24 protein-coding genes, 1 tRNA gene and 1 pseudogene are annotated in these 24,757 nt (G+C 38.7%); 11 read left to right on the plus strand and 15 right to left on the minus strand.

What is annotated here, in order from left to right; all coding sequences use genetic code 11:
- The first annotated feature begins 494 nt into the window (after positions 1-494).
- The 3 genes from H5154_RS18625 to arsJ all read left to right on the plus strand — a co-directional run bounded on the left by H5154_RS18625 (position 495) and on the right by arsJ (position 3,683).
- A complete protein-coding gene (locus H5154_RS18625; RefSeq protein WP_182719228.1) occupies positions 495-1,337 on the plus strand; it encodes a metalloregulator ArsR/SmtB family transcription factor in 843 nt (280 codons plus the stop codon).
- 99 nt (positions 1,338-1,436) lie between these two features.
- Positions 1,437-2,447: an ArsJ-associated glyceraldehyde-3-phosphate dehydrogenase gene (locus tag H5154_RS18630; RefSeq protein WP_145238745.1), complete on the plus strand. Its 1,011-nt coding sequence runs from the start codon at positions 1,437-1,439 to the stop codon at positions 2,445-2,447.
- A 6-nt stretch (positions 2,448-2,453) separates the two neighbouring features.
- Positions 2,454-3,683: an organoarsenical effux MFS transporter ArsJ gene (gene arsJ, locus H5154_RS18635; protein WP_182719229.1), complete on the plus strand. Its 1,230-nt coding sequence runs from the start codon at positions 2,454-2,456 to the stop codon at positions 3,681-3,683.
- On the opposite strand, the gene H5154_RS18640 is transcribed toward arsJ, so the two are convergent.
- The gene (locus H5154_RS18640) at positions 3,677-4,444 is read right to left on the minus strand and encodes an EAL domain-containing protein (RefSeq protein ID WP_064668622.1); all 768 of its coding nucleotides are present in this window, start codon (positions 4,442-4,444) and stop codon (positions 3,677-3,679) included. The genes arsJ and H5154_RS18640 overlap by 7 nt on opposite strands.
- Before the next feature lie 226 nt (positions 4,445-4,670).
- Here H5154_RS18640 and H5154_RS18645 point away from each other — a divergent pair, with 226 nt between their 5' ends.
- Positions 4,671-5,090 (plus strand): hypothetical protein, encoded by a 420-nt coding sequence (locus tag H5154_RS18645; RefSeq protein WP_182719230.1) that lies wholly within the window; start codon positions 4,671-4,673, stop codon positions 5,088-5,090.
- A 61-nt stretch (positions 5,091-5,151) separates the two neighbouring features.
- Here H5154_RS18645 and H5154_RS18650 read toward each other — a convergent pair whose 3' ends face one another.
- Both H5154_RS18650 and H5154_RS18655 read right to left on the minus strand, forming a co-directional pair.
- On the minus strand, positions 5,152-5,319 hold the full coding sequence (locus H5154_RS18650) for a hypothetical protein (RefSeq protein ID WP_182719231.1): 168 nt from the start codon (positions 5,317-5,319) through the stop codon (positions 5,152-5,154).
- A gap of 8 nt (positions 5,320-5,327) precedes the next feature.
- Complete coding sequence (locus tag H5154_RS18655; RefSeq protein ID WP_182719232.1) at positions 5,328-6,053, minus strand: zeta toxin family protein; 726 nt, start codon at positions 6,051-6,053, stop codon at positions 5,328-5,330.
- A 108-nt stretch (positions 6,054-6,161) separates the two neighbouring features.
- On the opposite strand from H5154_RS18655, the pseudogene H5154_RS18660 reads away from it, so the two are divergent.
- Positions 6,162-6,614, plus strand: a pseudogene (locus tag H5154_RS18660) (site-specific integrase); the annotation flags it as partial.
- A gap of 41 nt (positions 6,615-6,655) precedes the next feature.
- Here H5154_RS18660 and H5154_RS18665 read toward each other — a convergent pair.
- The 5 genes from H5154_RS18665 to rtcR all read right to left on the minus strand — a co-directional run bounded on the left by H5154_RS18665 (position 6,656) and on the right by rtcR (position 10,401).
- Entirely contained in the window at positions 6,656-7,081 is a 426-nt protein-coding gene (locus tag H5154_RS18665; RefSeq protein WP_182719233.1) for a hypothetical protein, read from the minus strand.
- A 35-nt stretch (positions 7,082-7,116) separates the two neighbouring features.
- Positions 7,117-7,341 (minus strand): hypothetical protein, encoded by a 225-nt coding sequence (locus H5154_RS18670; RefSeq protein WP_182719234.1) that lies wholly within the window; start codon positions 7,339-7,341, stop codon positions 7,117-7,119.
- Positions 7,342-7,483: 142 nt separating this feature from the next.
- Complete coding sequence (locus H5154_RS18675) at positions 7,484-8,233, minus strand: hypothetical protein (protein WP_182719235.1); 750 nt, start codon at positions 8,231-8,233, stop codon at positions 7,484-7,486.
- 225 nt (positions 8,234-8,458) lie between these two features.
- A tRNA-Ile gene (locus tag H5154_RS18680) sits at positions 8,459-8,535 on the minus strand.
- Positions 8,536-8,790: 255 nt separating this feature from the next.
- Positions 8,791-10,401 (minus strand): RNA repair transcriptional activator RtcR, encoded by a 1,611-nt coding sequence (gene rtcR / locus H5154_RS18685; RefSeq protein WP_310736624.1) that lies wholly within the window; start codon positions 10,399-10,401, stop codon positions 8,791-8,793.
- 499 nt (positions 10,402-10,900) lie between these two features.
- Between rtcR and H5154_RS18690 the strand changes: the two genes are divergently transcribed.
- The 6 genes from H5154_RS18690 to H5154_RS18715 are packed head-to-tail and all read left to right on the plus strand — an operon-like array spanning position 10,901 to position 17,561.
- Positions 10,901-12,070 carry a slipin family protein gene (locus H5154_RS18690; RefSeq protein ID WP_182719237.1) on the plus strand — a complete coding sequence of 390 codons (1,170 nt, stop codon included), beginning with the start codon at positions 10,901-10,903 and terminating at the stop codon, positions 12,068-12,070.
- 51 nt (positions 12,071-12,121) lie between these two features.
- A complete protein-coding gene (locus tag H5154_RS18695; protein ID WP_182719238.1) occupies positions 12,122-13,345 on the plus strand; it encodes an RtcB family protein in 1,224 nt (407 codons plus the stop codon).
- 10 nt (positions 13,346-13,355) lie between these two features.
- On the plus strand, positions 13,356-14,405 hold the full coding sequence (gene rtcA, locus H5154_RS18700) for an RNA 3'-terminal phosphate cyclase (protein ID WP_182719239.1): 1,050 nt from the start codon (positions 13,356-13,358) through the stop codon (positions 14,403-14,405).
- A gap of 28 nt (positions 14,406-14,433) precedes the next feature.
- Positions 14,434-15,702: a multifunctional CCA addition/repair protein gene (locus H5154_RS18705; RefSeq protein WP_182719240.1), complete on the plus strand. Its 1,269-nt coding sequence runs from the start codon at positions 14,434-14,436 to the stop codon at positions 15,700-15,702.
- Positions 15,689-16,516 carry a nucleotidyltransferase domain-containing protein gene (locus tag H5154_RS18710; RefSeq protein WP_182719241.1) on the plus strand — a complete coding sequence of 276 codons (828 nt, stop codon included), beginning with the start codon at positions 15,689-15,691 and terminating at the stop codon, positions 16,514-16,516. Before H5154_RS18705 ends, H5154_RS18710 begins: the two co-directional genes overlap by 14 nt.
- A 34-nt stretch (positions 16,517-16,550) precedes the next feature.
- Positions 16,551-17,561, plus strand: a complete 1,011-nt coding sequence (locus H5154_RS18715) for a hypothetical protein (RefSeq protein ID WP_182719242.1) — start codon at positions 16,551-16,553, stop codon at positions 17,559-17,561.
- A 64-nt stretch (positions 17,562-17,625) separates the two neighbouring features.
- Here the strand turns inward: H5154_RS18715 and H5154_RS18720 are convergent, their stop codons facing one another.
- The 7 genes from H5154_RS18720 to H5154_RS18750 all read right to left on the minus strand — a co-directional run bounded on the left by H5154_RS18720 (position 17,626) and on the right by H5154_RS18750 (position 24,576).
- Positions 17,626-18,888, minus strand: coding sequence for an AAA family ATPase (locus H5154_RS18720; protein WP_182719243.1), 1,263 nt, complete (start codon positions 18,886-18,888; stop codon positions 17,626-17,628).
- Position 18,889: 1 nt separating this feature from the next.
- Entirely contained in the window at positions 18,890-19,534 is a 645-nt protein-coding gene (locus tag H5154_RS18725; protein WP_259398549.1) for an RNA ligase family protein, read from the minus strand.
- Positions 19,535-19,685: 151 nt separating this feature from the next.
- Positions 19,686-20,015 carry a low molecular weight protein tyrosine phosphatase family protein gene (locus tag H5154_RS18730; RefSeq protein ID WP_259398550.1) on the minus strand — a complete coding sequence of 110 codons (330 nt, stop codon included), beginning with the start codon at positions 20,013-20,015 and terminating at the stop codon, positions 19,686-19,688.
- A gap of 14 nt (positions 20,016-20,029) precedes the next feature.
- Entirely contained in the window at positions 20,030-20,686 is a 657-nt protein-coding gene (prfH, locus tag H5154_RS18735) for a peptide chain release factor H (protein ID WP_182719245.1), read from the minus strand.
- Between the two features lie 2 nt (positions 20,687-20,688).
- Positions 20,689-21,873, minus strand: a complete 1,185-nt coding sequence (locus H5154_RS18740; RefSeq protein ID WP_182719246.1) for an RNA ligase RtcB family protein — start codon at positions 21,871-21,873, stop codon at positions 20,689-20,691.
- A 612-nt stretch (positions 21,874-22,485) separates the two neighbouring features.
- Positions 22,486-23,136 (minus strand): hypothetical protein, encoded by a 651-nt coding sequence (locus tag H5154_RS18745; RefSeq protein WP_182719247.1) that lies wholly within the window; start codon positions 23,134-23,136, stop codon positions 22,486-22,488.
- 255 nt (positions 23,137-23,391) lie between these two features.
- Positions 23,392-24,576: an NAD(P)/FAD-dependent oxidoreductase gene (locus H5154_RS18750; protein WP_145238710.1), complete on the minus strand. Its 1,185-nt coding sequence runs from the start codon at positions 24,574-24,576 to the stop codon at positions 23,392-23,394.
- Between the last annotated feature and the right edge of the window lie 181 nt (positions 24,577-24,757).

The following is a 24,757-nucleotide window of genomic DNA, read 5'->3' on the forward strand; positions in this document are numbered from 1 at the left end:
GCGAACTAAGCTTGGCTGTTAGAACTCAATCTGTACGAGTGCCCACACAGATGATTGCTTTATATTGTTAAAGAACGTTGCGGTTAAAGTTAAACTTTATCTCGCTAGGGCTGCGCATATTACGCCTTCCTATTTTTTTGTCAACACTTAATTTAAATTTTATTAAAAATCTAAACTCAAGTTTTACTCGACTAACTGATTAACTCTTGCCTCGCTAAGCGTTGCCTGCTGCCGTCTCAGTGGGGTCGCATTATAGGGCGCGGCGAATTTTACGCAAGCGTTTTTTAAAGAAAACTATAAAAAACATGCCTTACGCTTGCTTTTTAGCCAAGATGCTTAAAAACACATCTAAAAAATAGATAATCGCTATTGTTCAATCCTTCTAAAATAGGGTTTCACATTCATATACGTTGATATTAATAACACTAGTATTGTATATATGAAATTTCATATATACACTTAATGGATATTGTCAGTCAGAATATTTAATTTACATGTCCCAAAGTAATAGCTCAAAGCAAAGTGTGCTCTTTCTGTGCACTGAGAATTCAGCCCGTTCACAAATGGCAGAAGTATTACTGCGAAATAAAGCGGGAGAGATTTTTGATGTTTATAGTGCTGGGATCGCTCCTAAAGATATTGATCCTAGAACAATTAATTGTTTGCAAAAGTTTAACTTGCCGATAACTGAGCTCAGCGCAAAACATATAGCTGAGTTTACAGATAAGACTTTTGATTATGTTATTACGCTATGTAAAAGAGCAAACAATGAATGCAGAGCTTATAAAGGCGCACTGTTGCAACTTGCGTGGGATATTGCAGATCCAACAGTAATGGTAGGTTTAGAGCCCTTTGTCGTAACCCTCTATGAACTTGATAAACGACTGGATATGTTTATTGACGTACACGGTAATATTAATAACCTGCAATCACATCAGTATGTGCCACTATGTAGTAGTACCATCTCAGGTCAAGATAACGAGTTATCGATAGATCCAAGCATATTTTATAAATGCTTAACTGATCAGATCCGATTAAAAACTTTAATGTTAACCAACTACTATGGCGAGTTATGTGTTTGCGAATTAATGGTAGCACTGCAAGAGCAAAGCCAACCAAAGGTATCGCGTAACTTAGCCGTATTAAAGAAAGCCGGCATCATTACAGATAGAAAGCACGGACAATGGGTGTTTTACCAAATTAATCCAAGATTGCCACAATGGAGCAAGACGATTATTAGTACAACCACTGAAAGTAATCTCCATCTGATCATCAACAGCCTTAAGCGATTAGCGACTATGCATAAACGACCTAATAAAGTGAGCTTTTGCAGTTAACGATAACTTTAATAAACACAGCACAATTTAACATTGGCTAACGTAATGAAGCGCTAGCTTTACCGCACTTACAACCCAACAATTAATCAGGATGTAATTATGACAGTAAAAGTAGGTATAAATGGTTTTGGCCGTATGGGCCGATTATCAATGCGCGCAGCATTTGATTGGCATGATATAGAAATTGTCCATATTAACGATCCAGGCGGTAATGCTGAAACATTCGCTCATTTAATGACGTTTGATTCAGTACACGGTAAATGGCATCACGAAGCAAGTCATACTGAAGATACTATTATAATTAATGGTAAAACAATTGCTTTTACGCAAAACACTAAAACAGAACAGACTGATTGGTCTAACTGTGATGTCGTTATTGAAGCGTCGGGTAAAATTAAAACCAAGGCACTACTGCAAGCTTACCTAGATCAAGGTGTAAAACGCGTTGTTGTTACAGCACCAGTAAAAGAAGAGGGTATTTTAAATGTAGTAATAGGTGTAAACGACCACCTTTATAATAAAGAGATTTACCCAATCATTACCGCTGCATCATGCACAACTAACTGCTTAGCACCAGTAGTAAAAGTTATTCATGAAAAAATTGGTATCAAGCATGGCTCAATCACCACCATTCATGACATAACCAACACCCAAACAATTATTGATGCGCCGCATAAAGACTTACGCCGTGCACGTTCATGTGGCACAAGTTTGATCCCCACTACAACTGGTTCAGCTACTGCTATAACGCATATTTTTCCAGAGTTAAAAGGTAAACTAAATGGCCATGCTATTCGCGTACCGCTAACTAACGCATCAATTACTGACTGTGTATTTGAACTTGAGCGCGGTACTACCGTTGCTGAAGTAAATAAATTACTTAAGGATGCTGCTGAAAATGAACTAAAAGGCATAATGGGCTACGAAGAACGCCCACTGGTATCTATTGACTACAAAACCGATCCTCGTTCCAGCATCATTGATGCGCTATCAACCATGGTGATCAACGACACTCAAGTAAAACTTTATGTGTGGTACGACAATGAATGGGGCTACGCGAACCGAACTGCGGAACTGGTACGTAAAGTTGGTCTAGCTGACAAGGAATAATTAACCGTGGATCGATTCACAGCACTCTCCCCACAAATAAAACAATATTTGATCATTACCGGTAATTACTGGGCATTTACTTTAACTGATGGCGCATTGCGGATGCTCGTGGTGCTGTATTTTTATCAATTAGGTTACAGCCCACTTAGTATTGCTATGTTGTTTTTGTTTTATGAAATTTTTGGTGTGATCACCAATTTAGTGGGCGGATGGCTGGGAGCTCGATTCGGCCTGAATAAAACCATGAACATTGGCTTAGCATTACAAATTGTGTCTTTGGCAATGCTTATGGCACCTGTAGATACACTCACCGTAATTTATGTGATGGCTGCGCAGGCGCTTTCAGGGATCGCAAAAGATCTGAATAAAATGAGCGCCAAAAGCGCTATTAAGTTACTAGTACCAAAAGACGCGCAAGGCCAGCTTTTCAAATGGGTGGCTATTTTAACGGGTTCTAAAAATGCGTTAAAAGGTGTTGGCTTCTTTTTAGGTGGCGTACTGCTGACTTTGCTAGAGTTTCATGGCGCAATGCTAATCATGATCTGCATGCTCACTATGGTTTGGCTATTTAGTTTATTCGCATTAAAAGAAGACCTAGGCAAAGCTAAAAATAAAGCCAAATTTAGTGAGCTGTTCTCCAAAAGCAAAGCCATTAATGTACTCTCAGCCGCACGAATGTTTTTATTCGGCGCAAGAGATGTCTGGTTTGTGGTTGCCTTGCCTGTATTTTTAGCCGCAACCTTTGGTTGGGATCATTGGTGGGTTGGCGGCTTTATGGCAAGCTGGGTGATTGGCTATGGCATAGTGCAGTCTTTTGCGCCTCATATTACAAACATAATGAGTACAGGAAAAAAATCAGTTCAGGTGCCCTGTGGCCGTAGCGCTTTTTTATGGGCCAGTTACTTAACAGCTATACCGGCCATTATTGCCTTAGCTCTGCATTTTGACTTTTATATACAAGCATCCGTTATTATCGGTTTACTGATATTTGGTGCGGTGTTTGCGATTAACTCATCATTGCATAGCTATTTAATTGTAAGGCTTGCTGATAGTGATGGCGTGTCACTTGATGTAGGCTTTTATTATATGGCCAATGCTATGGGGAGATTACTAGGCACTGTTTTATCGGGCTGGGTGTATCAACAATATGGACTTGAAGCCTGCTTATGGATCTCAAGCTGCTTTATTGCCCTAGCAGCACTGTTATCGCTGGCACTACCAAAGAGTAATCAATAGTCAATAAAATCAACTACTGGCAAGCTCTCAAAGCCTGGTTTAGCAAATAAATACCCTTGCATTAACTCAATACCTGCGGCTTTTAACCATGTATATTCTGCAAGGGTCTCAATCCCCTCTGCTAATGGGGTGATATTTAATTCACGAAGCATATTTAAGCTATGAGTCACTATTGATTGGCGTACTTTATCTGAATCGATATTTCGGATCAGCTCCATATCGAGCTTAATAATATCCGTTTGAAAATCGGCTAATAAATTAAGGCCCGAGTAACCAGATCCAAAATCATCCAGAGCTGTTGTAAAGCCTAGAGATTGATAATATTCAACCACTCGCTTAATGTGAGCACTGTCTTCTATTTTCTCAACTTCAGTAAACTCAAACATAATTCGTTGCGTCGGAAAGTTATATTTTTTAGCTGCTTCTAAGGTGGTACGAATACACCGCTCAGGCTTATAAATAGCATTGGGTAAAAAGTTAATGCTAAGCATAGAATCAACCCCTAACTTAGCGGCTAAAGCAATCGCTTTTATTCGACAGAACTGATCAAAAGTATAACGATTTTCTTCATTTACTTTTGCGATAACAGAATATGCAGACTCATTATTAATGCCTCGCACTAGAGCTTCATAGCCAAAGATAGAGCGCGTCTTACAATTTACAATTGGTTGAAATGCCATAGTAAAATCAAAGCCTAGGCCTTCTAAATCGGCACAGTCATTACACGATACCTTTTCACATTCAGTTAGTTTGTCATTCATTCAGCACAACCCATTTTTGTCTATTTTTTCATAGTAGTAGAGTTAAAAGCGAAAGCCAACCTTACTTTAACTATTGCATATAAAATCAAGTTCACTATGCAGATATTCCTTAACGCTGCACTTTGAAGAATAGAAAGTATATTTCAAGCCCCCAAATATGGAACGCTTAATGCATTTATTTTTTAAACCAAATAACTTGTCAACTTTTTGCCGCACGGGACACGCAATGAATCTAACAAATATACCTTCATCACTGCTTACAGATCCAAACTATTTAAAGCAAACACAAGCAGGCACACAGCAAACAAATGACAAAGAAAAACTAACTTCTTCCACTGAAGTGGAGAATAGCGATGAAAACACTGCTGAAAATAAAACTGACAACGATGAGACTGTAGAAACTACACAGCAACAAATGATTAAAAACATTAAAGAACTACAAGAAAAAATACGCGCGCTTGAAGCTGACAGCAGCCTTACCAAAGCAGATCAACAATCACAAAAAGCTGAATTACAAAAAGAGTTAGATCAAGAACTTGTTTCAATCCAACTTAGCGTAAAAAAGAACGTATCAACTTTGATGGGAAGTTTATTCTCGTCAGCAGGCAACACCAGCTCAGGTTTATTGTTTAACTATAGTGCTTAGAATTACTTTCTAACTAACACTCTCAAAACTAAAAAAGTCCCATTGCGGGACTTTTTACTAATTATTTTTGGATAGCAGACGCTTTATTTACAAGCTGCACTTGAGAGGTAATAGCGCGATCAATAACTTGGCTATAAACTCGCTTCTTCTCGCTTGAGCTAGAATCTAGCACAAAATCTGAAAGCTTAGAGTTTTGCGTTGGCTTTGGCTTTATTAAATTTGAAAACATAAACACTCCTAAAGCTCGTTTTTTGAGCTGGATGGTGATTCTATCAGGCTCTGTAGATCTTCTCTAGTGAATTTTTCATCTAAATGATGCTCTATTGCCTGAACATTATCGTGATAAAAACGTGTTTTGCCCTTATTATTTTTAACTAATAAATCCACTTGAATTTGACTACCGAACTTGAGCTTAAGTTCCCTTATAACCTCCTGAGAAGCAAAGAACTGATCAATAAAGGTATCAGCTAGAATTCTACGTCCCTCTAGCTTTTCTCTTGCCTCAACGAACTCCCAAGCCAGCTCTGGTTTTTGATATACAAACAGAATTAGTACTTGCCTTTCCTTACGGATAGAGCGTTCAATATTCTTTTTTGCAACATCATAACTTGCCAAAGTTCCATCTAACAAAAAAGACTGCTTGTTTTTAAACGCATGATCAAGTGTTCTCTCAACAATAAAAGATACAGCACGATGAAATAAATACGAGTTATCACCTGTATAACCAGGTATAAGCTCTCTTAGTTCATCAGGATCAAGCCTTAATACATTATCAGCTCCAATTTCTTCCAAAAAGGCTTTTGAAGCTTCAGTTTTACCTGCACCAGGCGAACCAGCCATGAAAACAGAAACTGGCCTTGTATCGGGAGGAAACTGGTTTTTGTCTGTTAACTCGCGAGCTATACGAGTCCTATTACTTTTAGCATAGCTTATTGCCTGTCGTTCTAGTTCTTCTGGTGCCATATAAAACCTTAATCATCTCTATTCATTATGTCACTTAAGTAGTTATTCGCAAGTGATTCAAATTCAGAATATACCCTAGGGCTCTTCTCGTTTTTTTAATGGCAAAAAAAATCACACGAACTTTTAACAATAGCCAGAGTATCAGAGCGTAAAGCAGACAAGCGACCAGCTCTAGACTGCAAATGGCTTGGTCGAGAAGGTTGTATTTATACAGTGAAAGGCAAAGGCGGCCTAATCCGTGATGTACTAATACCGAATGCATTAGCTACACAGTTAGAAGAAAGGCGCTTAGCACAGCCTATAACGGTTCGTGATAGAGAAATTAACTATTTGCAACGCTACAATATTGGTGGAGGCCATAAATGGTCATGTTCATTTTCAAAAGCATCTAATCGCGCTCTATTTTTTTCTAATGGTGCCCATGGCCTTAGACATAGCTACGCACAAGAAAGAATGGATGAACTTAAAGGTTTGGGGCTTAGTAGGCAAATAGCTCTCGAAACTGTATCACAAGAGCTAGGTCACTTCAGGGCTGAAATTACTGAGGTTTATTTAAGGTAATACGTAATAACACTTAATTGATCAGTTTTTTGAGCCCAGCTTCATAAACCAGAAATGAAGTTACTACAGGCAATCCTAAATACCCCTTCAGACAGTAGCTCTCGATTTGACTTGATCAATAAGTGCTTATCTCGAACAACTTTAAGCCAGCAAATATATAAATCAAATAATTCATCTTTTGATTCCATTTGATTTGGAGCTTTTTCAATCTTAACCAATAATATCACCAACCCCTCAAGTATAGATATTATATTAAGCTTTAAGGATATAGCTAACCTAGCCGTTGATGGAGTGAGTACCGATAAGTCATTATCGCTTGGGTACAACTTTCCGTCTATAAAATCACGACGATACTCTGTTAGCATTTTCGAGATTTGATCTAAGCTAAGCCCACTGCTTTTCACTTTCTGATTAGCACTCGAGATCACTTCTTCAAATACACCTTCTAAAAATAACTCACTTTTCATTTCCTGAAGTTTTACTTTGAACTCTTCATTTATTTTTAATACTTCTTCAATGCTATTACAATTCTGATGCTTTCAGCCCAGCTTAAACCTACACTAGATAACTTAAAGACAGTGTCATCACCCTCTATTATTTTCAAAGACCAGTGAACCAAATAAGCATCAAGTTTTGATGTTATATTTCGCTGTTGATGTGCAACTTTTATTGACTCCCTAAAATAAAAAACTAAAACCGCACTAATAGCAGCCCAAAACAATGTCATGTTATCTCCAAAAATACTGTAAAAGTTCAATCGTGTGCATATTCAGTCGCTACTTACCAGCCGCTCTTTATAATCAATAGAGTTTTTATGGACAACATAAAACATTGATTTCAAGGTAACATTAACTTGGGCTTGATATCTTTCACTTTTTAATTGCCCCTTCTCTAATTAAAAATTCTCTTGCTTTTGATAGTTGCACCTTATTTTTACCTGCTACTAAAATATCTTTTTCAATAGTTTGTAATTGTTGCTCAAGCATTGAGTTAGCTTCAGCTTGATTTATTTTCCCGAACTTAATCATTGCTGTACGCAGCAACCCTGCTGAATCAAGAAATAGTTTAATATTTTCGATTGCTTGATAAATTTGAATGGCATCAAGCTTTAAGAACTGCTCTTTATCTGAAAGGTACGAGCTAAATTGCTTAATAATTACAACAACATTTTTTAGCTTCTTCTCATAACGTTGGTAAAAGATAAGAGCATCTTTCGGGAGTTCAGCTTGTTGTTCAAATGTCAGATAAGTCTTTGTTAGGCTGTCAATATGAAGCTCTACTAATCCCTCAAAACCAACTATATTTTCGTATGAATGACTATTGTTTTCTCTAATCATATCTTCAAAAATAATTGATATCGCGTGTGAAAAAGTAAACTCATTTTCAGGGATCGGAGTGTCTACTTGAGCTTCTATTTTCTCAAAAAAAGATTGTAACCATGCATTTGCAGCAACCAAAAAACTTAACTGAGATACATAGACATAAGCAATACGATGTTCTAAGTCCTTTTTTATTTTATTTTGGGCTATAACTCTAACTTTAAAACTCAAGAAAGCTGATATTAGGGCTCCAAATAAACCACTTAGTATAGAAATCAGTAGGGTATAGCCATTATCCATATATTGCCTCATATGCTTTAACAGCCAATAAAATAATGACTGCAATGAATCCTTTTTAGTTAGCTCTATTAAAAAGAGACCAAATGCTTACTTTAAAGATATTAATTGCAATATCAATTAATATGATAGGACTATTTTTAATAATTGATTTATAGTAAAAAGTAGCACAGAGGTAGCACAGGGTAATTTCGGTTAGTAGTTATTTACTTGGAAAGCTTTTAAAAGTGGTGGCCCCTCCCAGACTTGAACTGGGGACCTAACGATTATGAGTCGTGTGCTCTAACCAACTGAGCTAAGGGGCCATTTTGTATTAGCTTATGTTTTTTAAAAAACAAAGCTAAATTTTTGAAGCGTTTAACCACCTAAGCGACTAAAGCGGGTTGCAGTATAAAAAGTTTTTACTGGCTTGTCACTAGCAAAAACCTTTATTTTAACAATCAATAAGCCAACTGCTTAAATAGTAGCCGTAAAAGGTATAATTAAAGAGTTAAGCTATTACAACTCTCTGGATATTTAACGTTGTTGATATCCGTTAACTCATTACATACCCATAGTTTTTAACTATATTTTGAGTTAGAGGAGATATCACTCCACTTCAAACCAAATTTATTCAAATATTTTTGCAAGCGACTAGAGTCGTTAGCTTGAGACTTAAGCGTGCGACTTACGTTAAATAACTCCCTGCCAGCTGATGCCATACTATTGTGACGCTGGCAGGTAGTAAGTACGTGGCTAAGCTGATTAATATCAAAGTTATCTAACTCTTCTATCTGAGTATTTTCAAGATAATCACAAAGGACAGTCGACGCTAACTTTTGATTTTGCGGATACCAAGCTTGCTTTAAGCGATCTATTTCATCTTTAACATCTTCTACTGTGATACGTGAAGAATCAGCCAATGTGCATAATCTTGTAATTGCAGAGCTCAAATCACGAAAGTTGCCAGTCCATAATGCCTCGTTTGAAGTGGCAAAACCAATGAAGGCATTTTTAGCTTCTTTATTAAATTGCACGCGATCCCCCATTTTTTTAGTATAGAGATCAACTTCGTAATCAATATTTGCTGGAATATCTTCTTTTCGATCTTTCAGTGCTGGTAATTCGTATGCCCACAGGTTAATACGAGCAAACAAGTCACTTCTAAAATGACCTTGAGCTATCTCTTTTTTTAAATCTCTATTGGTACCTGCAATTAACTGAAAATTGCTTTGAACAGGTGTATCGCTACCAACTGGGTGAAAAACTTTATTTTCAAGTGCATGCAGCAGCATTGCTTGCTCTTCTAAACCCAGCTCGCCTATTTCATCTAAAAATAACACGCCATCATGAGCGCTCAATAAAAAACCATCTCTTGCTTGCTGGGCCCCCGTAAAAGCCCCTTTCGTATGGCCAAATAACGCAGCCATGGCATTCTCGCCTTTTAAAGTGGCACAATTTACAGAAACCAACGTGCCTTTTAGCATTGAACGCTTTTTCTTTAATTGAAATATACGGGTTGCAAGCTGGCTCTTACCCGCCCCAGTAGGCCCAGTTAAAAGCATGGGATCGTGTGAGCGAATTGCTACTTTTTCTATTTGTGTGATCAGTTGATTAAAGAAAATATTTTTAGTTTCTATACCGCCTTTTAAAAACTCCTTACCTTGCTGATGCTCAATATCAAACCGCGTAGCTAATTGATCATACTTAGATAAATCCAAATCGATGATCTGTATACGCCCTATCGATTTATTATTGTTATTATGATCTGGTGATGTTTGAATCAAACGCCCTGGAAAGTGCCGGCTTTCTGTAAGCAAGTAACTGCATATTTGCACAACATGCGTACCCGTTGTGATATGAAATAAGTAATCGTTTTTATCAGTATCAAAAGTGTAGTGTGAACACCAATCAAAGAGCTTGGCATACACTTCTTCAAAGTCCCACGGATCGCTAAAATTAAGCTGGTGCAACTGCACATTAGTTTCAGGAGAGACAGACTCAATATCCACTGCAACATTATTAGCAAGGCGACTACTGTGATTGTCATGCAGCATATGTAGCTGGTTAACGATTAGATTATCTTGACTACATAAACTTATATTAGGCCGCCACTTAGCCCATCGATCGACTCTCTTACCGACATAATCTAACTGCGTACCAATTAAGCTAACGACTACTGTATCTTTCACAACCGTATCCATATGGATAAAAACACTACACAAAACAATACAAAATAACGAAAGATCTATCAAGCGCAACAGCTAGAAATACACAAATTCAGTTAATTTAAGCCTTAAAAACAACAATTTAAAAACAAATAAAAATATTTAAACAAAACTGGCACATGACTTGTAATTACCTAGGAGTCTGATTAATTAGGTGTGATTCAAAAAGTCACTCTGGTGCGCTCAACACTGTTGCCGCGTATTCCTAATCAAACAATATTGAAAAGTTAAATTGGTGGAGCAGCGGTTCGCCGTCTGCCTTGGGTTCGAATCCCATCTTAAACATACATATAAAGACGTTAGTAAGTCGTTATTACCAATGCTTGATAAACGCCTCAGACGAATGAACGGTGGCAAGCTGGACGCTCCCCATCGCTATGCAGTTTTGGGCCTTTATTAAACAAGTATTTAACTCTTACTAACCCCTTAATTTAAGGGGAGTAAAAACAATAAGGAATTTAAAATGTTAAGCAAAAAATTATTTCAAAAAATAGTCGAGATCACTGAAAACCAAAGAGTGCTAGTGTACAAAAATCAACAACTAATAGATGTACTCACACCTGGAAAACATAAACGTTGGGATTTTAAAAATGAATTATCGTTTGTTTATTTTGATATAAACACGCTGTACTTTTCAGAACAAAATGCTGAAAGGCTGTATCGAAATAATCCACAGCTAAGTGAACATATTTTTCACTGTAAGCTAAGTAATACGGAAGTGGGCCTGTTATACGTTAATGACCTACTTGAAGGGATCGTCGCACCTAGCGAACAATTATATCTGTGGCAAGACGCGGGTGATATTCGACTAGAGAAAGTATCTATCGACGAAGAAATAGCCCTAGATGATAAAACGCTTTTTTTAATTAACCGTGCTGGCGCAAATACAGCGTCACGTTTAATTAAAAGTGAGCGTACTGTTGCAGTTAAACCTATTGCGGATTTAAACATAGCAAAAGAGCACATTGGTTTACTGTATGTAAATGGTCAGCTATTAAAACAACTAACACCTGGTCATTACGGTTTTTGGCAATTTAATCATGAGATTGAATTAAAAACCTTTGATTGCAGAACGCAGTTACTCGAGATCTCAGGACAAGAGATCCTCAGTAAAGACCGCGTAAGCTTACGCATTAATTTGAGTGCCAATATTAAAGTACATGACGCTCAGCTTGCAGCACGAAGCGTTGATAACGTGAATGACTTTGTCTACAAAGCGTTGCAGTTAGCATTACGTGAAGCCGTTGGCACAAAATCGCTCGATGATATCCTTTTGGATAAGTTGTACGTAAATGAAACGGTAAAAGAGCTGGTTGCACAGTCTTTAACAGACATTGGTATCACCCTAGAGAATGTCGGGGTAAAAGACATTATTTTGCCAGGTGAAATGAAAATAATATTAAACCAAGTAGTTGAAGCGCAAAAAGCAGCAGAAGCCAATGTAATTAAAAGACGCGAAGAAACGTCAGCAACCAGAAGCTTACATAACACTGCAAAAATGATTGAAAACAACCCAACACTAATGCGTTTAAAAGAGCTGGAAGCATTAGAAAAAGTCGCCGAACGAATAAACAATCTGACCGTGTACGGTGGATTAGAAGGATTAATGAACGGCGCAGTAAAAATAGCCTAACCAGAAAGCGTTACGCAAAAGTAATAATGAAAAGAATTGAGGAAAAAACGAATGTGTAAAAATTATAACGTAATCGAAAACCAAGGTAGTGTACCAATTAAAGCGTGGACCAAAGGCGTGCTGTTTGAAGAGCAAGCCCAACAGCAACTCAACAATATTGCACGTATGCCCTTAGTGCATTCACATATTGCGGTGATGCCAGACGTGCATTTAGGTAAAGGTGCAACCATTGGCAGTGTTATACCATCAGTAAATGCGGTTATTCCCGCCGCAGTGGGTGTTGATATTGGCTGTGGAATGGTCGCCACTAAAACAACTTTAACAGCAAGCCAACTACCTGATAACTTGTTGGCGATTAGACATGCTTTTGAGTCAGCAGTCCCGCATGGCAGAACTAGCAATAGAGGCAAAGCAGATAGAGGTGCATGGCATAACATACCCGATATAGTTGCGGGTGAGTGGCTAAAGTTACAGGCGCGGTTTGAACTTATTTGTGAAAAACATCCAGCAATAAAAAAAAGCAACAACGTTCATCACTTAGGCACCATGGGAACAGGCAATCATTTTTTAGAACTGTGTTTAGATGAGCACGATACTGTATGGATCATGCTGCACTCTGGCAGCCGTGGCGTGGGTAACCGCATTGGTACATATTTTATTGAGTTAGCTAAAAAAGAAATGCAGCGCCATCAAGTCAATCTACCCGATATGGATTTAGCCTATCTTGAAGAAGGCAGTGACTTTTTTGATGATTACGTTGAAGCGGTTGAATGGGCACAAGACTTTGCCGCCAAAAACCGCGAAATTATGATGTTTAATGCCATAGCGGCATTACGTAAGCAAATACCTGTAGCGTTCTCAACCCATGAACTTGCAGTAAATTGCCACCATAATTATATTTCCCGTGAGCATCACTTTGGTAAAGACTGCTTTGTAACACGTAAAGGGGCAGTAAGAGCTGAAAAAGGGGAAATGGGCATTATTCCAGGCAATATGGGCGCACGATCTTTTATTGTTCGTGGTTTAGGAAACCCTGAAAGCTTTAATAGCTGTAGCCATGGTGCAGGCCGGGTTATGTCTAGAACAAAAGCCAAGAAGGTGTACAGCGTTGAAGATCAAATTGCCGCCACACAAGGCGTAGAGTGCAGAAAAGATGCAGCAGTTATTGATGAGATCCCTCATGCATACAAAGATATTGAAAAAGTAATGACAGCACAAAAAGACTTAGTTGAGGTGGTTTATACCTTAAAACAAATAGTTTGTGTAAAAGGATAAAGATAATTATATGACCACACAATTTATAAAAATAGATGGCTCACAAGGTGAAGGCGGCGGCCAAGTATTAAGAACCGCCCTAACACTCTCTATTTTGACCCAGCAAAATATTGAACTTTACAATATTAGAGCAGGTAGAAACAAAACAGGGCTATTACGTCAACACCTGACATGTGTTTTAGCGGCACAAGAGATTTGTGGTGCCAGTATTGAAGGCGTTGAACTTGGCTCAACGCATATTCGCTTTTCGCCGGGCAAAATAAAAGCCGGTAACTTTAATTTTGCCATTGGTAGCGCAGGCAGCACCGTATTGGTATGCCAAACAATTTTACCTGTATTGGCACTGGCACCAAACTGCTCAACCGTCACATTTGAAGGCGGCACACATAATGGAATGTCACCTTCTTTGTGCTTTTTAGAACAGTCATTTTTGCCCATACTAAAACGCATGGGTGTTGATTGCCAGATTAAAACAACAGCACTCGGGTTTTATCCTGCAGGCGGTGGAAAGTGGCAAATAAGCGTTCAACCAACAACAAAGCTTAAGCCAATTAAGTTAACTACTGCTGGTGCTCAATTTGCTAAACAAACGAATAATTGCTCTCTAACGGCACTAGTAAGCTCACTGCCATCAAGCATAGGGCAGCGCGAAATTAACACAGCTAAAAAAGTCCTCAATTGGCACGATTCACCAAGCCTTGTGCAAAACGTGATCACCCCAGGCCCGGGTAACAGTTTTCAATTAGGTATTGATAGTGAAACGCATCGTTCTGTTTTTGAGGTCAGGGGAGAAAAAGGATTATCAGCACAAAATGTAGCAAAACGCGCAGCAGGCAGAGTCAATGTATTTATTCAATCTCAGGCGGCAGTTGAAGAGTATTTAGCCGACCAATTATTACTGCCCATTGCATTGGCAGGAAGCGGCAGCTTTACAACAACTAAACCTAGCTTGCATACAATAACCAATATAAATGTTATTAAACACATATTAGGAAAAGAGATACAGTTAAAGCAATTAACACAGTGCCTGTGGCATGTTTCACTAGCACAAGACACTTAAACAGGATTAAAAATACAGCGGTAAAGTAATGAATAATAAACTAAAAAAGGTCTACTTAGTCGGTGGAGCAGTGAGAGACTCATTACTGGGCCATCAGTCAAAAGACAAAGATTATGTTGTAGTAGGCGAAACACCTGCCACCTTAATCGCATTAGGTTATCAGTCTGTTGGCAGTGATTTTCCGGTTTTTTTGCACCCAAAAACCAAAGAAGAATATGCTCTTGCCCGTACTGAACGAAAAAATGGCAAAGGCTATACGGGCTTTACAGTGGATGCCAGCACCTCGGTAACGTTAGAAGAAGATTTAGCTAGGCGCGATTTAACCATTAATTCAATGGCGATGGATGATCAAGGCAATATTATCGATCCGTTTAATGGTCAAGCGGATTTAAAAAACAAAATACTCAGGCACACCACCGCCGCTTTTGCAGAGGATCCCGTGCGCGTGTTACGGATTGCACGTTTTCTTGCCCGCTTTGGTGAGCAATGGTCAATACACCCAGACACTCAAGCCCTTATGAACAAACTAAAAGAAAGCGGCGAACTTGCGCACTTAGTACCCGAACGTGTATGGAATGAGACCGAAAAAGCATTGAGAGAGAAACACCCGCAGTTATTTTTTCAAGCGCTTAATGGTTTAGGGCTATTTCCTGAAATTGAAGCGATGCAAGGTATCCCACAACCTAAAAACCACCACCCTGAAGGGGATGTTTACATTCACACCATGCTAGTACTAAAGCGAGCTGCTGATTTAGGGTTTGATGTTGAAACACGTTTCGCCGCCCTTACTCATGACTTTGGTAAAGCTTACTGCTATCAAAAATATGGAAATTTACATGGTCATGAGCAAGTAGGCATTAAGGTGATAAATGAATTTTGTGAGCGCTTAAAAGTACCGAATAAATTAAAAGCGCTGGCAGCTTTAACAAGTGACAACCACACTCGATGCCATAAATTATTTGAGCTAACACCTAAAAAAGTACACAGGTTTATCGTTGAAAAAATGAATGCGCTTGAACATCCACACCGTTTTTTACAGTTTCTTCAAGCGTGTTTATGTGATGCGCAAGGTAGGGGCGAAGACTTTGTAAATAAAGACTATCCACAACTGCAATTAGCGCTGTCACTATTAAATGCATTAAAGCAACTCGACAGAAAAGCCATAGTACAACAAGCCATTTCAAGAGGTAAAAGCGGCCCGCTAATTGGTGCAGCAATGCGAGAAGCGGAAATAAATTGTTTACGCAATTGCCTAACCGAATTAAAAAATAAAGAGTTACACCATGAAAATAAATAACCAAGAAAATACAGTAGATCAGCGTATCAACAAAGATATTCACACTGAAATACTACGCAGAATAAAAGCCGCAGAAGCTGAGCACAATGTTAAGGTACTTTACGCGATAGAGTCAGGTAGCAGAGCGTGGGGGTTTGAATCTCCTAACAGCGATTACGACGTGCGATTTATTTACGCGCACCCAACAGACTGGTATTTAGCAGTAAACCTTGAAGATAAACGCGACGTGATTGAATACCCAATCGTCGATGAAATAGATATAAACGGCTGGGATATTCGCAAAGCCCTAAAATTATTTTATAAATCTAACCCCGCGTTTATCGAGTGGCTACAATCACCCATTGTGTATGTAGATGACCACCACTTTGCAACAAAAGCGCGCGAATTGCTGCCACTTATCGCGTCATCAACACGAGGAATTTATCACTACTTGCATATGGCTAAAGGCAATTTCCGTGAATATCTTAAAAAAGAGCAAGTCCCTCTGAAAAAGTACTTTTATATTTTAAGGCCTTTATTAGCAATTATGTGGCTTGAAAAATATAATGAGCCGGCACCTATCGAATTCGATACTTTACGCAAGTTAGTAGCCGACAATACCCCACTTAATGAGGCAATATCAGCGCTTCTAGCATCAAAACGCGTCAGTTTAGAGAAAGAGTATATTAAAAGCGTGCCTGTGATTAATGAGTTTATTGAGTCAGAACTAGCGAGACACGAAAACTACAGATCAAAATTTGAAACAAGAGACGTCGATTTTGAAGTGTTAAATCAACTTTTTGTTGAGATTTTAAATAATAGTATAGATAAGTAAATTACTGCCTGACTCTGAAAATAAGGATATAAAAATGAACAAAACAAGTGCGTTAGAGCAAGAGCTATCCCACGCAATAAAAGAGTTAGTGCGATCATCCTGTTCATCGAAAGAGACTTCGCTCCCCCTATGCCCAGTTTCTCTTGTGACAGCTGAATGGCCATTAGGCAATTTAGATTACTGGGAGCGGTTTATTCGCGATGAATACGATAAAGCGCTTTCTTCACAGTCAAATAATCTGTGGAAATTTTGGTCTAATACTAACACTAAAATAACATGGATTGATTTGTGTAGTTGGGACGGCCATAAAAGAGAACAAGCGCTTCGCTGTATAAAGAGTGCGCCAAATAGATTTGCTTTAGCATTAGTGTGCAGAAGACTTAATGACTGGGTACCGCAAGTGAGACAAGCTGCTAGTGAAGTGCTTAGTAAAATTGTTACAAACACTGATAAATCCGATGTTGTAGATGCAGTCTTCTTTACCCTAAGTCACTGGTCATCATGGAAAAGAATTGATGAGAAAAGTAAAAACACCCTATTAGAAATAATTACAACAACGCGTCTTTTAGATGAACTTAAATTAAATTTAATCGCATCGCCAACAGGGCCATTATCTTCGATATTTTCACAGATTGCGCGTAAAAGCGCGATAGATCATTACCTTGTAGAAATAGCTAACCGCGCTGTTCAACCGTCGCTTCGTGCCAAGGTATACAGATGTTTATTTAGCAATAAAGTTTCTTGGTTTAATGGAAGAAAGTGGCAATGGACAGATATAAGATATTGCCAAGGCCACGAGGTGCCTGTTATTTCAGCGCGTCCGCTGACAATTCACGTACCACTTATCCTATTACTTAAATCAGCAGCAAACGATCGCTCTTCCATCGTTAGGCGAGTAGCCGCAGAAGTATTAATTAGAGAATTAAAAAATTTAGGCGAAGAATCAATACAGCTTGCTGAACAACTGTCATTGGACCGCTCTACTGCAGTTGCTGAGCGCGGTAAATTTGCCCTGCGAAAAATAGCAGGCGATACACTCTTTTAAAATAAGATCCTCCACTAAGTAGTGGCGGATCTTTTATCAAAAACTAGAAGCAAATCAAAAGTATTTACTCAAATGTGCCAAGCCTTAATAACTCATTACCTTTTTCGCCAATAATAAGCATTCTGTGACCTTCAGTAACTGAAGGCCACTCAAACTTATTTAACTGACTAGTAATAACGTCATCACCCACATTATGCTTTCTACTTTTGTTTTGACTACGTAGTGTGCTTTCTTTAACTTGCAGAGCAACAACCGTAATTAAAGCGCCGTAATTTAGCCCAAGATCACAAATAATTTGTCTAAAGTCTTTACGAAAATTGGTCGCATCCCAGACAATATTTTGCTTATTTGCTAATGCCGTTTTTAATCGCGATTTAGCTAACTGTAACATTTGTCCTCGATTTTTTTGGCAATTCCTTTTCCCATTAAGCTCTTCACGAATATCATCTAATGAAATAACTTCAAATCCTGTTAAGTTTTGTGCAATCCAAGTAGATTTACCACTGCCGCTAATACCACACATCACATAAAGATGACTGTATCCTAAAGCACCTTGATAATTTTTTGCTAGCGCTTCTTCAACTATACTAATTTGACCATTTGCCAGCTGACGAACAGCATAGCCATTTAAATATGCTTGTTCTGCACATGAAGATTTGACTTGAATAGGTTTTAAAATTGAGTGAGTTGCCTCACTCTCGCTCCACAATTCATACTCTTGCGCAAACATTTTAAACTGTTCCAACAAATCGATTTGTTGCGCTAGATCTGTGCATGTTCGCCCTTTCATATCGGCTAATTCAAGCCAATAAAGTAACTCTAAATTAGCATTTAAAGAAAGGTGCAGGTAATCACTGTAACTTTGATTTTTGATCACCAAACGTTTTGGCATTTGATGAAAACCCACTAATCCTGTAATGCTATTAATAGCTTTATACTCAAGGGGCAGCTCAAGTAATTTAATCGCTAAATAATTTGCACCTATCTCCTCATGTTTTGGTGCAACTACACGTTCAACACCTTCTATCTGTTTGCGTTTTGTAGTTATTGGCTTGGCAATATCATGCAATAAAGCAGATAAGATCAATACCTGCCTTTGAGCGCCTTTTATATGTTCAGCATCATTGACTAGTATTTCATACAGTTGGCTCAACACCATATCAGTATGAATGGCAACATCGCCTTCAGCATGCCAGATACTGTCTTGCTCAGTGTCAGCGAACTGGTGCAGTAGAGGAAACGCATCTCCCAAATACTCAACACACTCAGCAAAATTTGGTGAATGATTTAAAGCTAAACTATCTAACCAAGCGGCTAATTTTTTCATCTTAACCTCCCTTTTTTGTGTTTTTAGTGCTTAACCCGTTAGGGATCACGTCAGTATGCATCCAATGCTTATCAGTGATCACATGGTTATTTCTCACCCATTTTGCGACACTTTTTTTAAACTGTGAGTAATGAAAACCATCAGCAAGTCTGACGACATAGCCTTCTTGGTATTGAGTATCCAATACTATGTTTTTTATTGTTTTTTCGCACCATAAGCCAACATACAACTCTTTTGGGGTGAGCAGCCCTAATTGTGCAAAAAACTGTTTGCTGTCTTGCCAGCTTAAGCATTCGTTGTTTTCGTTCCATAGCGAAAATGCCATAAAATAACTAGCTAATGATTCATAGCTAATCGAATGCCTTGCATATAGGTTTTCGCCACAGATACGCCATCCTTGCGGAATTTTGTAGCCTAGCTCCGCTTGCAACGCTTTTACCCATGTTCTTGATGGGTGAAAACGACTATCAATCGAACGAGCATGTACAAAGTCACTGTAAATAGTCGTATTTTCGCCATCCATTTTTTCAGTAACAACAACTTGCTTATTTGCAAAGCAGCTTAAATTACCTTGGTGTATATCATCATCTGTTGCACCCGGTGACCAAGGTAAATGTGGGGTGCGAGGGTATTTAATTTTCATCATGTAATTCCAATTTTAAATATTATGATTGACTGTTAAATTCAATTTCTAATAGTTATAAGCACCGTATGACTGCCCTTTCAATACTGAAAAGACAAAAGTTAAACATGCAGTGCTGAGATGGAATTACATTGCTCTACCCTCTTACTTCAATTTACATTAGCGCTAAATAGCTGCCAACGCTTTGTTTTATAATGCTTACTAACTCGTTATCCATATATTGGTATTCATCAGCAATATCTAATACTTGAATATCTTTATACGTTAATAAATGTCCAAATTGCGCTTTAAGTCTATTTTTGTGTTTTTGCTCCATAACAAATATGACATCAGCCCACTGCATCATTTTGGCATTTGCCGTTTTCTTTGCATTAGGGCTGGTGCCTGCTGAGCTAACAGCGAGCTCTGGGTGATTTTTCCATACTTGTTCAGCCGTTGGGCTTCGCCACTGATTACGACTACAAATAAAAAGTACATTTGTCACTTTATGTTCCTTCATTAACTATGCACTCCTTCATTAACTGAGCAGTCATGTTTTAAAGCAAATTTTTCACCAGTAAATGTTTTTACAGGATTACCGCGCTCAACTTCCCAGTGCTGTTGCCAACGTACTGTTTCTTGCTGAGTCATTTTATCCAACGCTAGTTGCTCTAGCTTTTGAAACAACAGCACTCTCGCTAAACGCTTATTGGCATGTTGACTGCGCTCACTCTCAACACGTACCGAAATACCCGTTGCTGTGTGGGTGGCTCTGACCGCTGAATCAGTGGTATTAACATGTTGACCGCCAGCGCCAGACGCGCGACATGTTTGAAAAGTTACGCCTTTATCAAGCTTACTTTCATCAATATCGAACAGTTGCCCGCTAAAAAACCAGTTTTTACGTTTATGCTTAGGCCGATACTGACTTTGACATACCCACAACATAGTACCTTGCCATGACTGAGCTAATTGCTTAGCCGCGCTATTGGCTGTTGAATCAAGTTGCAATAAAACCGACTTTAAACATTCTCGTTCGGTTGCGCTAATAGCCTCAACAATCTCGAGTTCTATGCCTTGTGCGAGGCATTGTTTTTTAATCATTTTTAACGCTAAACTTACAGCTTTACAGCACTCAATAGGTCCTTGCCCTGCTGATAATTGCAGTAATATCATGATCAACAACCTCCATTTGTTTTGAAGGTTAAAACTGGTCGTAACTTAGCGACCACCTCTATTAACCCTGCATCAACCATGTCACTTATAACCGTTTCGCACTTTTTGTATGCTTGTGGGGCTTCGTCGTATAGCAATTCTTTATTACCACAAATAACTCTGCTGCCTAACGCTGTACGATATAAATCTTCGCGCTTATATTTATGACCTAATCGGCCATGGCATTCACCGCGCTGCCATTTTCGCCCCGCGCCGTGTGCAAGTGAAAATAAACTGGTATTGATACTTTCCTGCACTGTTAGATCATTACCACTTAACTCTGTAAATACAGGTTTTACAAGATAACTGTAATCGCCACGAGAGCCTGGGATCACTACATAGCCTTTATCACTCGGTGTAGCACCTTTTCTGTGTAACCAGCCATCGCAACCGTTAATATTTTTAGCCGATACTAAATTATGGTTAATATCTAAGGTACACTCACCATTGGCTCGTATAGCCTCTAAAAACCGCTTAGCGATCAACTCACGATTAAGCTCTGCAAAGCGCACCGCTTCATCATGCTTGCTCATGTAATCTTTAAAGTCAGCTTCACTTTCACATAATCCATCATGATTATGGCCCGCTATATGTTCAACCAATATCGATTGCCCTAAACCTCGCGAGCCTGAATGAACCAATAATTGAAGATGCTTTTTACTTAGCCCTAACTCATCTAAAGCACTTTGATTGTATATCTCATCAATCGCTTGAAACTCGGCAAAATGATTACCTCCACCAATGGTACCCAAGGCACTATCATAACCCTTGGTAGTAATATTTTTTGCCGCTTTGCTACTTTCTATGATTGAGGACCAGCTTTCGTCGAGTGGCAGCTCAATATCTGTAAATTTTTTGGCTAGTTTATCTAGATTTACTTTTGCTACTTTTGCTGTGGTTTGCCACAGCGCCATACCACAGCCAATATCGTTACCCACTAATGCAGGGTAAATTTTGTTGGTAGTGAAAAATGCAGCCCCGATAGGATACCCTCTACCTGGGTGTAAATCAGGCATACCCGCAACGCGTTGCATACCATTTAGCTCTGATGTTTTGATCAGTTGCTGTATCGCCAGCCCCTCAATCCACGTATCAGCAGACGCAATAAGGCTAACTTTATCAGTTATTTTTTGGACGGATTTGCCCATAATACCAATTCCTTTTTCTTTGTTAGAAAAATAGGATTAAAACGAAATACGAATTGGCAGGTCTGGATCTATTTTGAAATCAAACGAAAGGAACGCGTTTAAACGCAATGTTTACCTAAATGTACTTAATATATAAAAGCGTGTTTAAGTAACAAGTTTCTTATCGGATAAGACCTGCAAAGGATGTTGATGTCATTGTCATAGTATTTTCTCCTTCACAGTTAGTTGATGAATCCAACACTTAGGGTAAGTGCTGAACAATTGAACGAGCGCATGTTAATCAGTTTTTGAACATAAAGCAAACTAAAATTATGGCGTGTTTTATGTACTCCTATATTTTATATATATGTTGTTACACGAGTATTTGCCCGCAGTAGATATTTTAACTTACATACATGTTCTGTAAAACGAAGTGATTCAACAAGAAAACAAGGATAAAAGTAACCATTAACTAGTTAGTAGGAAATTTTGCGATTAACTCAGGTACTATGTTGAGGTAAGGGTATAAGTTCTTCTTTGAGCTGAATTGGTTAACTCCATGTTTGTCAAAATAGCTGTCTTAACAAAATTTGTGCCAGCTCTTTTTTATTTCTAATAACTTCCACACAGTAGTCACTTTTTATCTAACCATTTGTTCATAGCTTGATCGTAGGCGTCGGTTACTTTTTTTTTAGCACAAGTGGTGCCTACTAAATAACTATCTGGTAGGTCACTTTTTGGCATTACACCAGCTCCTATCGATACCTTTTTAAAGCAGTTATCTCCGAGGCGATAGATAGTTAATTGCATGCTTTGCTTTTCAACTTTTAATGGGTCTATGCTGGTTTGCTGGTGCTCCTTTGGCACAGTAATACGCAGTGGTTGTGCTAAAGCTTGTGACGTTGGAGGTGTTGATGGGAATGTATTTTGCTGTTGCTTTAGTATGCTCTTTAAACCTAATTTAAGGTCTATTTTTTTATAGCTGTTAGAGTCTGTTTGTGCCTTGGGCGTTACAGGCTTTATTGTTTTTTTAATTTTTACAATCGTGTTTGCAGCAGGAATAATTGGTTTTTCAAGCTTTTTCAACAGCGTGGCTTCGTCGTGCTGGTTGCTCTTCTTTTCTATTGTAGGCAATGACTTAGGCAACACCATACTAACCATGTATGCTTTAATTGGGGGAGTATCTATCGCTACAAATTTTGGGGTTTTAACACTCATTAATATTGAAAAAATTATCCCGTGGAGCAGTAATGAAATAATAAAAGGCCAGCGCCACGTTGTCACAATATTTGTTCCCTAAACAATAAGTGTTCCCTATAACACTAATTTAATATGACCACATAGGCGCTACAAAGTTCCTAATATTAACACTATGTTATTATTTTTCTTAGCATTGACCAAATATTCAAACTCTTGTTTGAAAATGGATGTAATAAGAATTATGCAACTGCTCATTATCAATAACCTTAAATCAGCTAGAGAAAATGAGCATGTTGTAGCATATCTCACTACGGGCAAACTTTATTGTCTCTGCACAAGCTAACAATACTGCCCTGCTGCGAAGCCGCAGCTCCACGCGTATTGAAAATTATAGCCGCCTAGCCAACCGGTTACGTCGGTTACTTCACCAATAAAGTACAGCCCTTGGGCTTTTTTCGCTTCAAAGGTTTTTGAGCTAAGTTCGTCGGTGTCTATACCGCCTAGAGTTACTTCCGCTGTGCGGTAACCTTCGGTGCCGTTGGGTTTAATTTGCCAGTTATGAATGTAATTAGCTAGCTCGTCAATTTGGCTATGGGTGAGCTGATTTACATTGCAATCTGGAATAGCTTTACTCTCATGCAGTATTTCAATAAAGCGTTTTGGCAAAATAGTCGCTAGGCTATTTTTTAATGATTTTTGTGCTTGGGTTTCTCGCCATGTTGCTAATTGCTCTGTTAAATCAAGCTCTGGTAACAGGTTTATAGTCACTGCTTGCCCTGCTCGCCAAAATGAGCTGATTTGTAATATAGCGGGGCCTGATAAACCACGGTGAGTAAATAGGATGTTTTCTTTAAAACTTGTGCCGTCTTCACTGCTGACGATACATGGCACGCTAATACCCGATAACCCTTCAAAGCGGTCCTTATCATGTTGGTGCAAGGTAAATGGTACAAGTGCTGCCATGGTCGGTAATACTTTTAAGCCAAATTGCTCAGCAATTTTATACCCTATTGGTGTTGCGCCTAGTTTTGGCATGGTTAAGCCACCAGCGGCAACAACGAGTGACTCACAGCTGTATGACTGTTGTTCTGTGATCACGAGATAGCCAGTAGCGGTTTTTTCAACGCTAAGCACTTCGTTACGCAGCGCAACATTAACACCCGCCCACTCGCACTCAGTTAGCAAAATATCAACGATATCTTGTGCGCTATTGTCGCAAAATAACTGCCCAAGGGTTTTATGGTGATACGCCAAACCGTGTCTGTCCACCAGCTCAATAAAATCATGCTGGGTATAACGGCTTAAACACGATTTTACAAAGTGTGGATTACCACATAAATAGTTTTCAGGGCTGGCGTTTTCATTGGTGAAGTTACAACGTCCGCCGCCGCTGATGAGAATTTTACGACCAGGCTTTTTGCCCATATCAAGCACTGTAACACTGCGGCCACGGTATCCTGCTTGTGCTGCACACATTAAACCTGCGGCTCCGGCACCGATCACTATTACATCTACTTGGGTCATTTGTTCATCTCATGAGGAAATTTTTGCAATTGTAGCAAATTTAAAAGTACAAACTGAGCGGTATTTCACTATTTTATTATTAACAACAAAGTCTGAAAAAATAAATGTTCACCTCGCTATTCTATAAATTAATTAATACTTTATAACCACTGTAACGGCATAATAAAAGTCATAAAATCGT

It is taken from the genome of Pseudoalteromonas sp. SR44-5, from assembly GCF_014163675.1.
Lineage (GTDB): Bacteria > Pseudomonadota > Gammaproteobacteria > Enterobacterales > Alteromonadaceae > Pseudoalteromonas > Pseudoalteromonas rhizosphaerae.

Coding starts and splice junctions, on each gene's coding strand:
- H5154_RS18675 (WP_182719235.1), bottom strand. CDS start 8,233: ATGGATAATGGCTATACCCTACTGATTTCTATACTAAGTGGTTTATTT.
- H5154_RS18710 (WP_182719241.1), top strand. CDS start 15,689: ATGAAAATAAATAACCAAGAAAATACAGTAGATCAGCGTATCAACAAA.
- H5154_RS18630 (WP_145238745.1), top strand. CDS start 1,437: ATGACAGTAAAAGTAGGTATAAATGGTTTTGGCCGTATGGGCCGATTA.
- H5154_RS18740 (WP_182719246.1), bottom strand. CDS start 21,873: ATGGGCAAATCCGTCCAAAAAATAACTGATAAAGTTAGCCTTATTGCG.
- H5154_RS18670 (WP_182719234.1), bottom strand. CDS start 7,341: ATGACATTGTTTTGGGCTGCTATTAGTGCGGTTTTAGTTTTTTATTTT.
- H5154_RS18640 (WP_064668622.1), bottom strand. CDS start 4,444: ATGAATGACAAACTAACTGAATGTGAAAAGGTATCGTGTAATGACTGT.
- rtcA (WP_182719239.1), top strand. CDS start 13,356: ATGACCACACAATTTATAAAAATAGATGGCTCACAAGGTGAAGGCGGC.
- H5154_RS18715 (WP_182719242.1), top strand. CDS start 16,551: ATGAACAAAACAAGTGCGTTAGAGCAAGAGCTATCCCACGCAATAAAA.
- H5154_RS18645 (WP_182719230.1), top strand. CDS start 4,671: ATGAATCTAACAAATATACCTTCATCACTGCTTACAGATCCAAACTAT.
- H5154_RS18650 (WP_182719231.1), bottom strand. CDS start 5,319: ATGTTTTCAAATTTAATAAAGCCAAAGCCAACGCAAAACTCTAAGCTT.
- H5154_RS18750 (WP_145238710.1), bottom strand. CDS start 24,576: ATGACCCAAGTAGATGTAATAGTGATCGGTGCCGGAGCCGCAGGTTTA.
- H5154_RS18705 (WP_182719240.1), top strand. CDS start 14,434: ATGAATAATAAACTAAAAAAGGTCTACTTAGTCGGTGGAGCAGTGAGA.
- H5154_RS18690 (WP_182719237.1), top strand. CDS start 10,901: ATGTTAAGCAAAAAATTATTTCAAAAAATAGTCGAGATCACTGAAAAC.
- H5154_RS18665 (WP_182719233.1), bottom strand. CDS start 7,081: ATGAAAAGTGAGTTATTTTTAGAAGGTGTATTTGAAGAAGTGATCTCG.
- H5154_RS18720 (WP_182719243.1), bottom strand. CDS start 18,888: ATGAAAAAATTAGCCGCTTGGTTAGATAGTTTAGCTTTAAATCATTCA.
- H5154_RS18695 (WP_182719238.1), top strand. CDS start 12,122: ATGTGTAAAAATTATAACGTAATCGAAAACCAAGGTAGTGTACCAATT.
- prfH (WP_182719245.1), bottom strand. CDS start 20,686: ATGATATTACTGCAATTATCAGCAGGGCAAGGACCTATTGAGTGCTGT.
- H5154_RS18655 (WP_182719232.1), bottom strand. CDS start 6,053: ATGGCACCAGAAGAACTAGAACGACAGGCAATAAGCTATGCTAAAAGT.
- H5154_RS18725 (WP_259398549.1), bottom strand. CDS start 19,534: ATGATGAAAATTAAATACCCTCGCACCCCACATTTACCTTGGTCACCG.
- H5154_RS18625 (WP_182719228.1), top strand. CDS start 495: ATGTCCCAAAGTAATAGCTCAAAGCAAAGTGTGCTCTTTCTGTGCACT.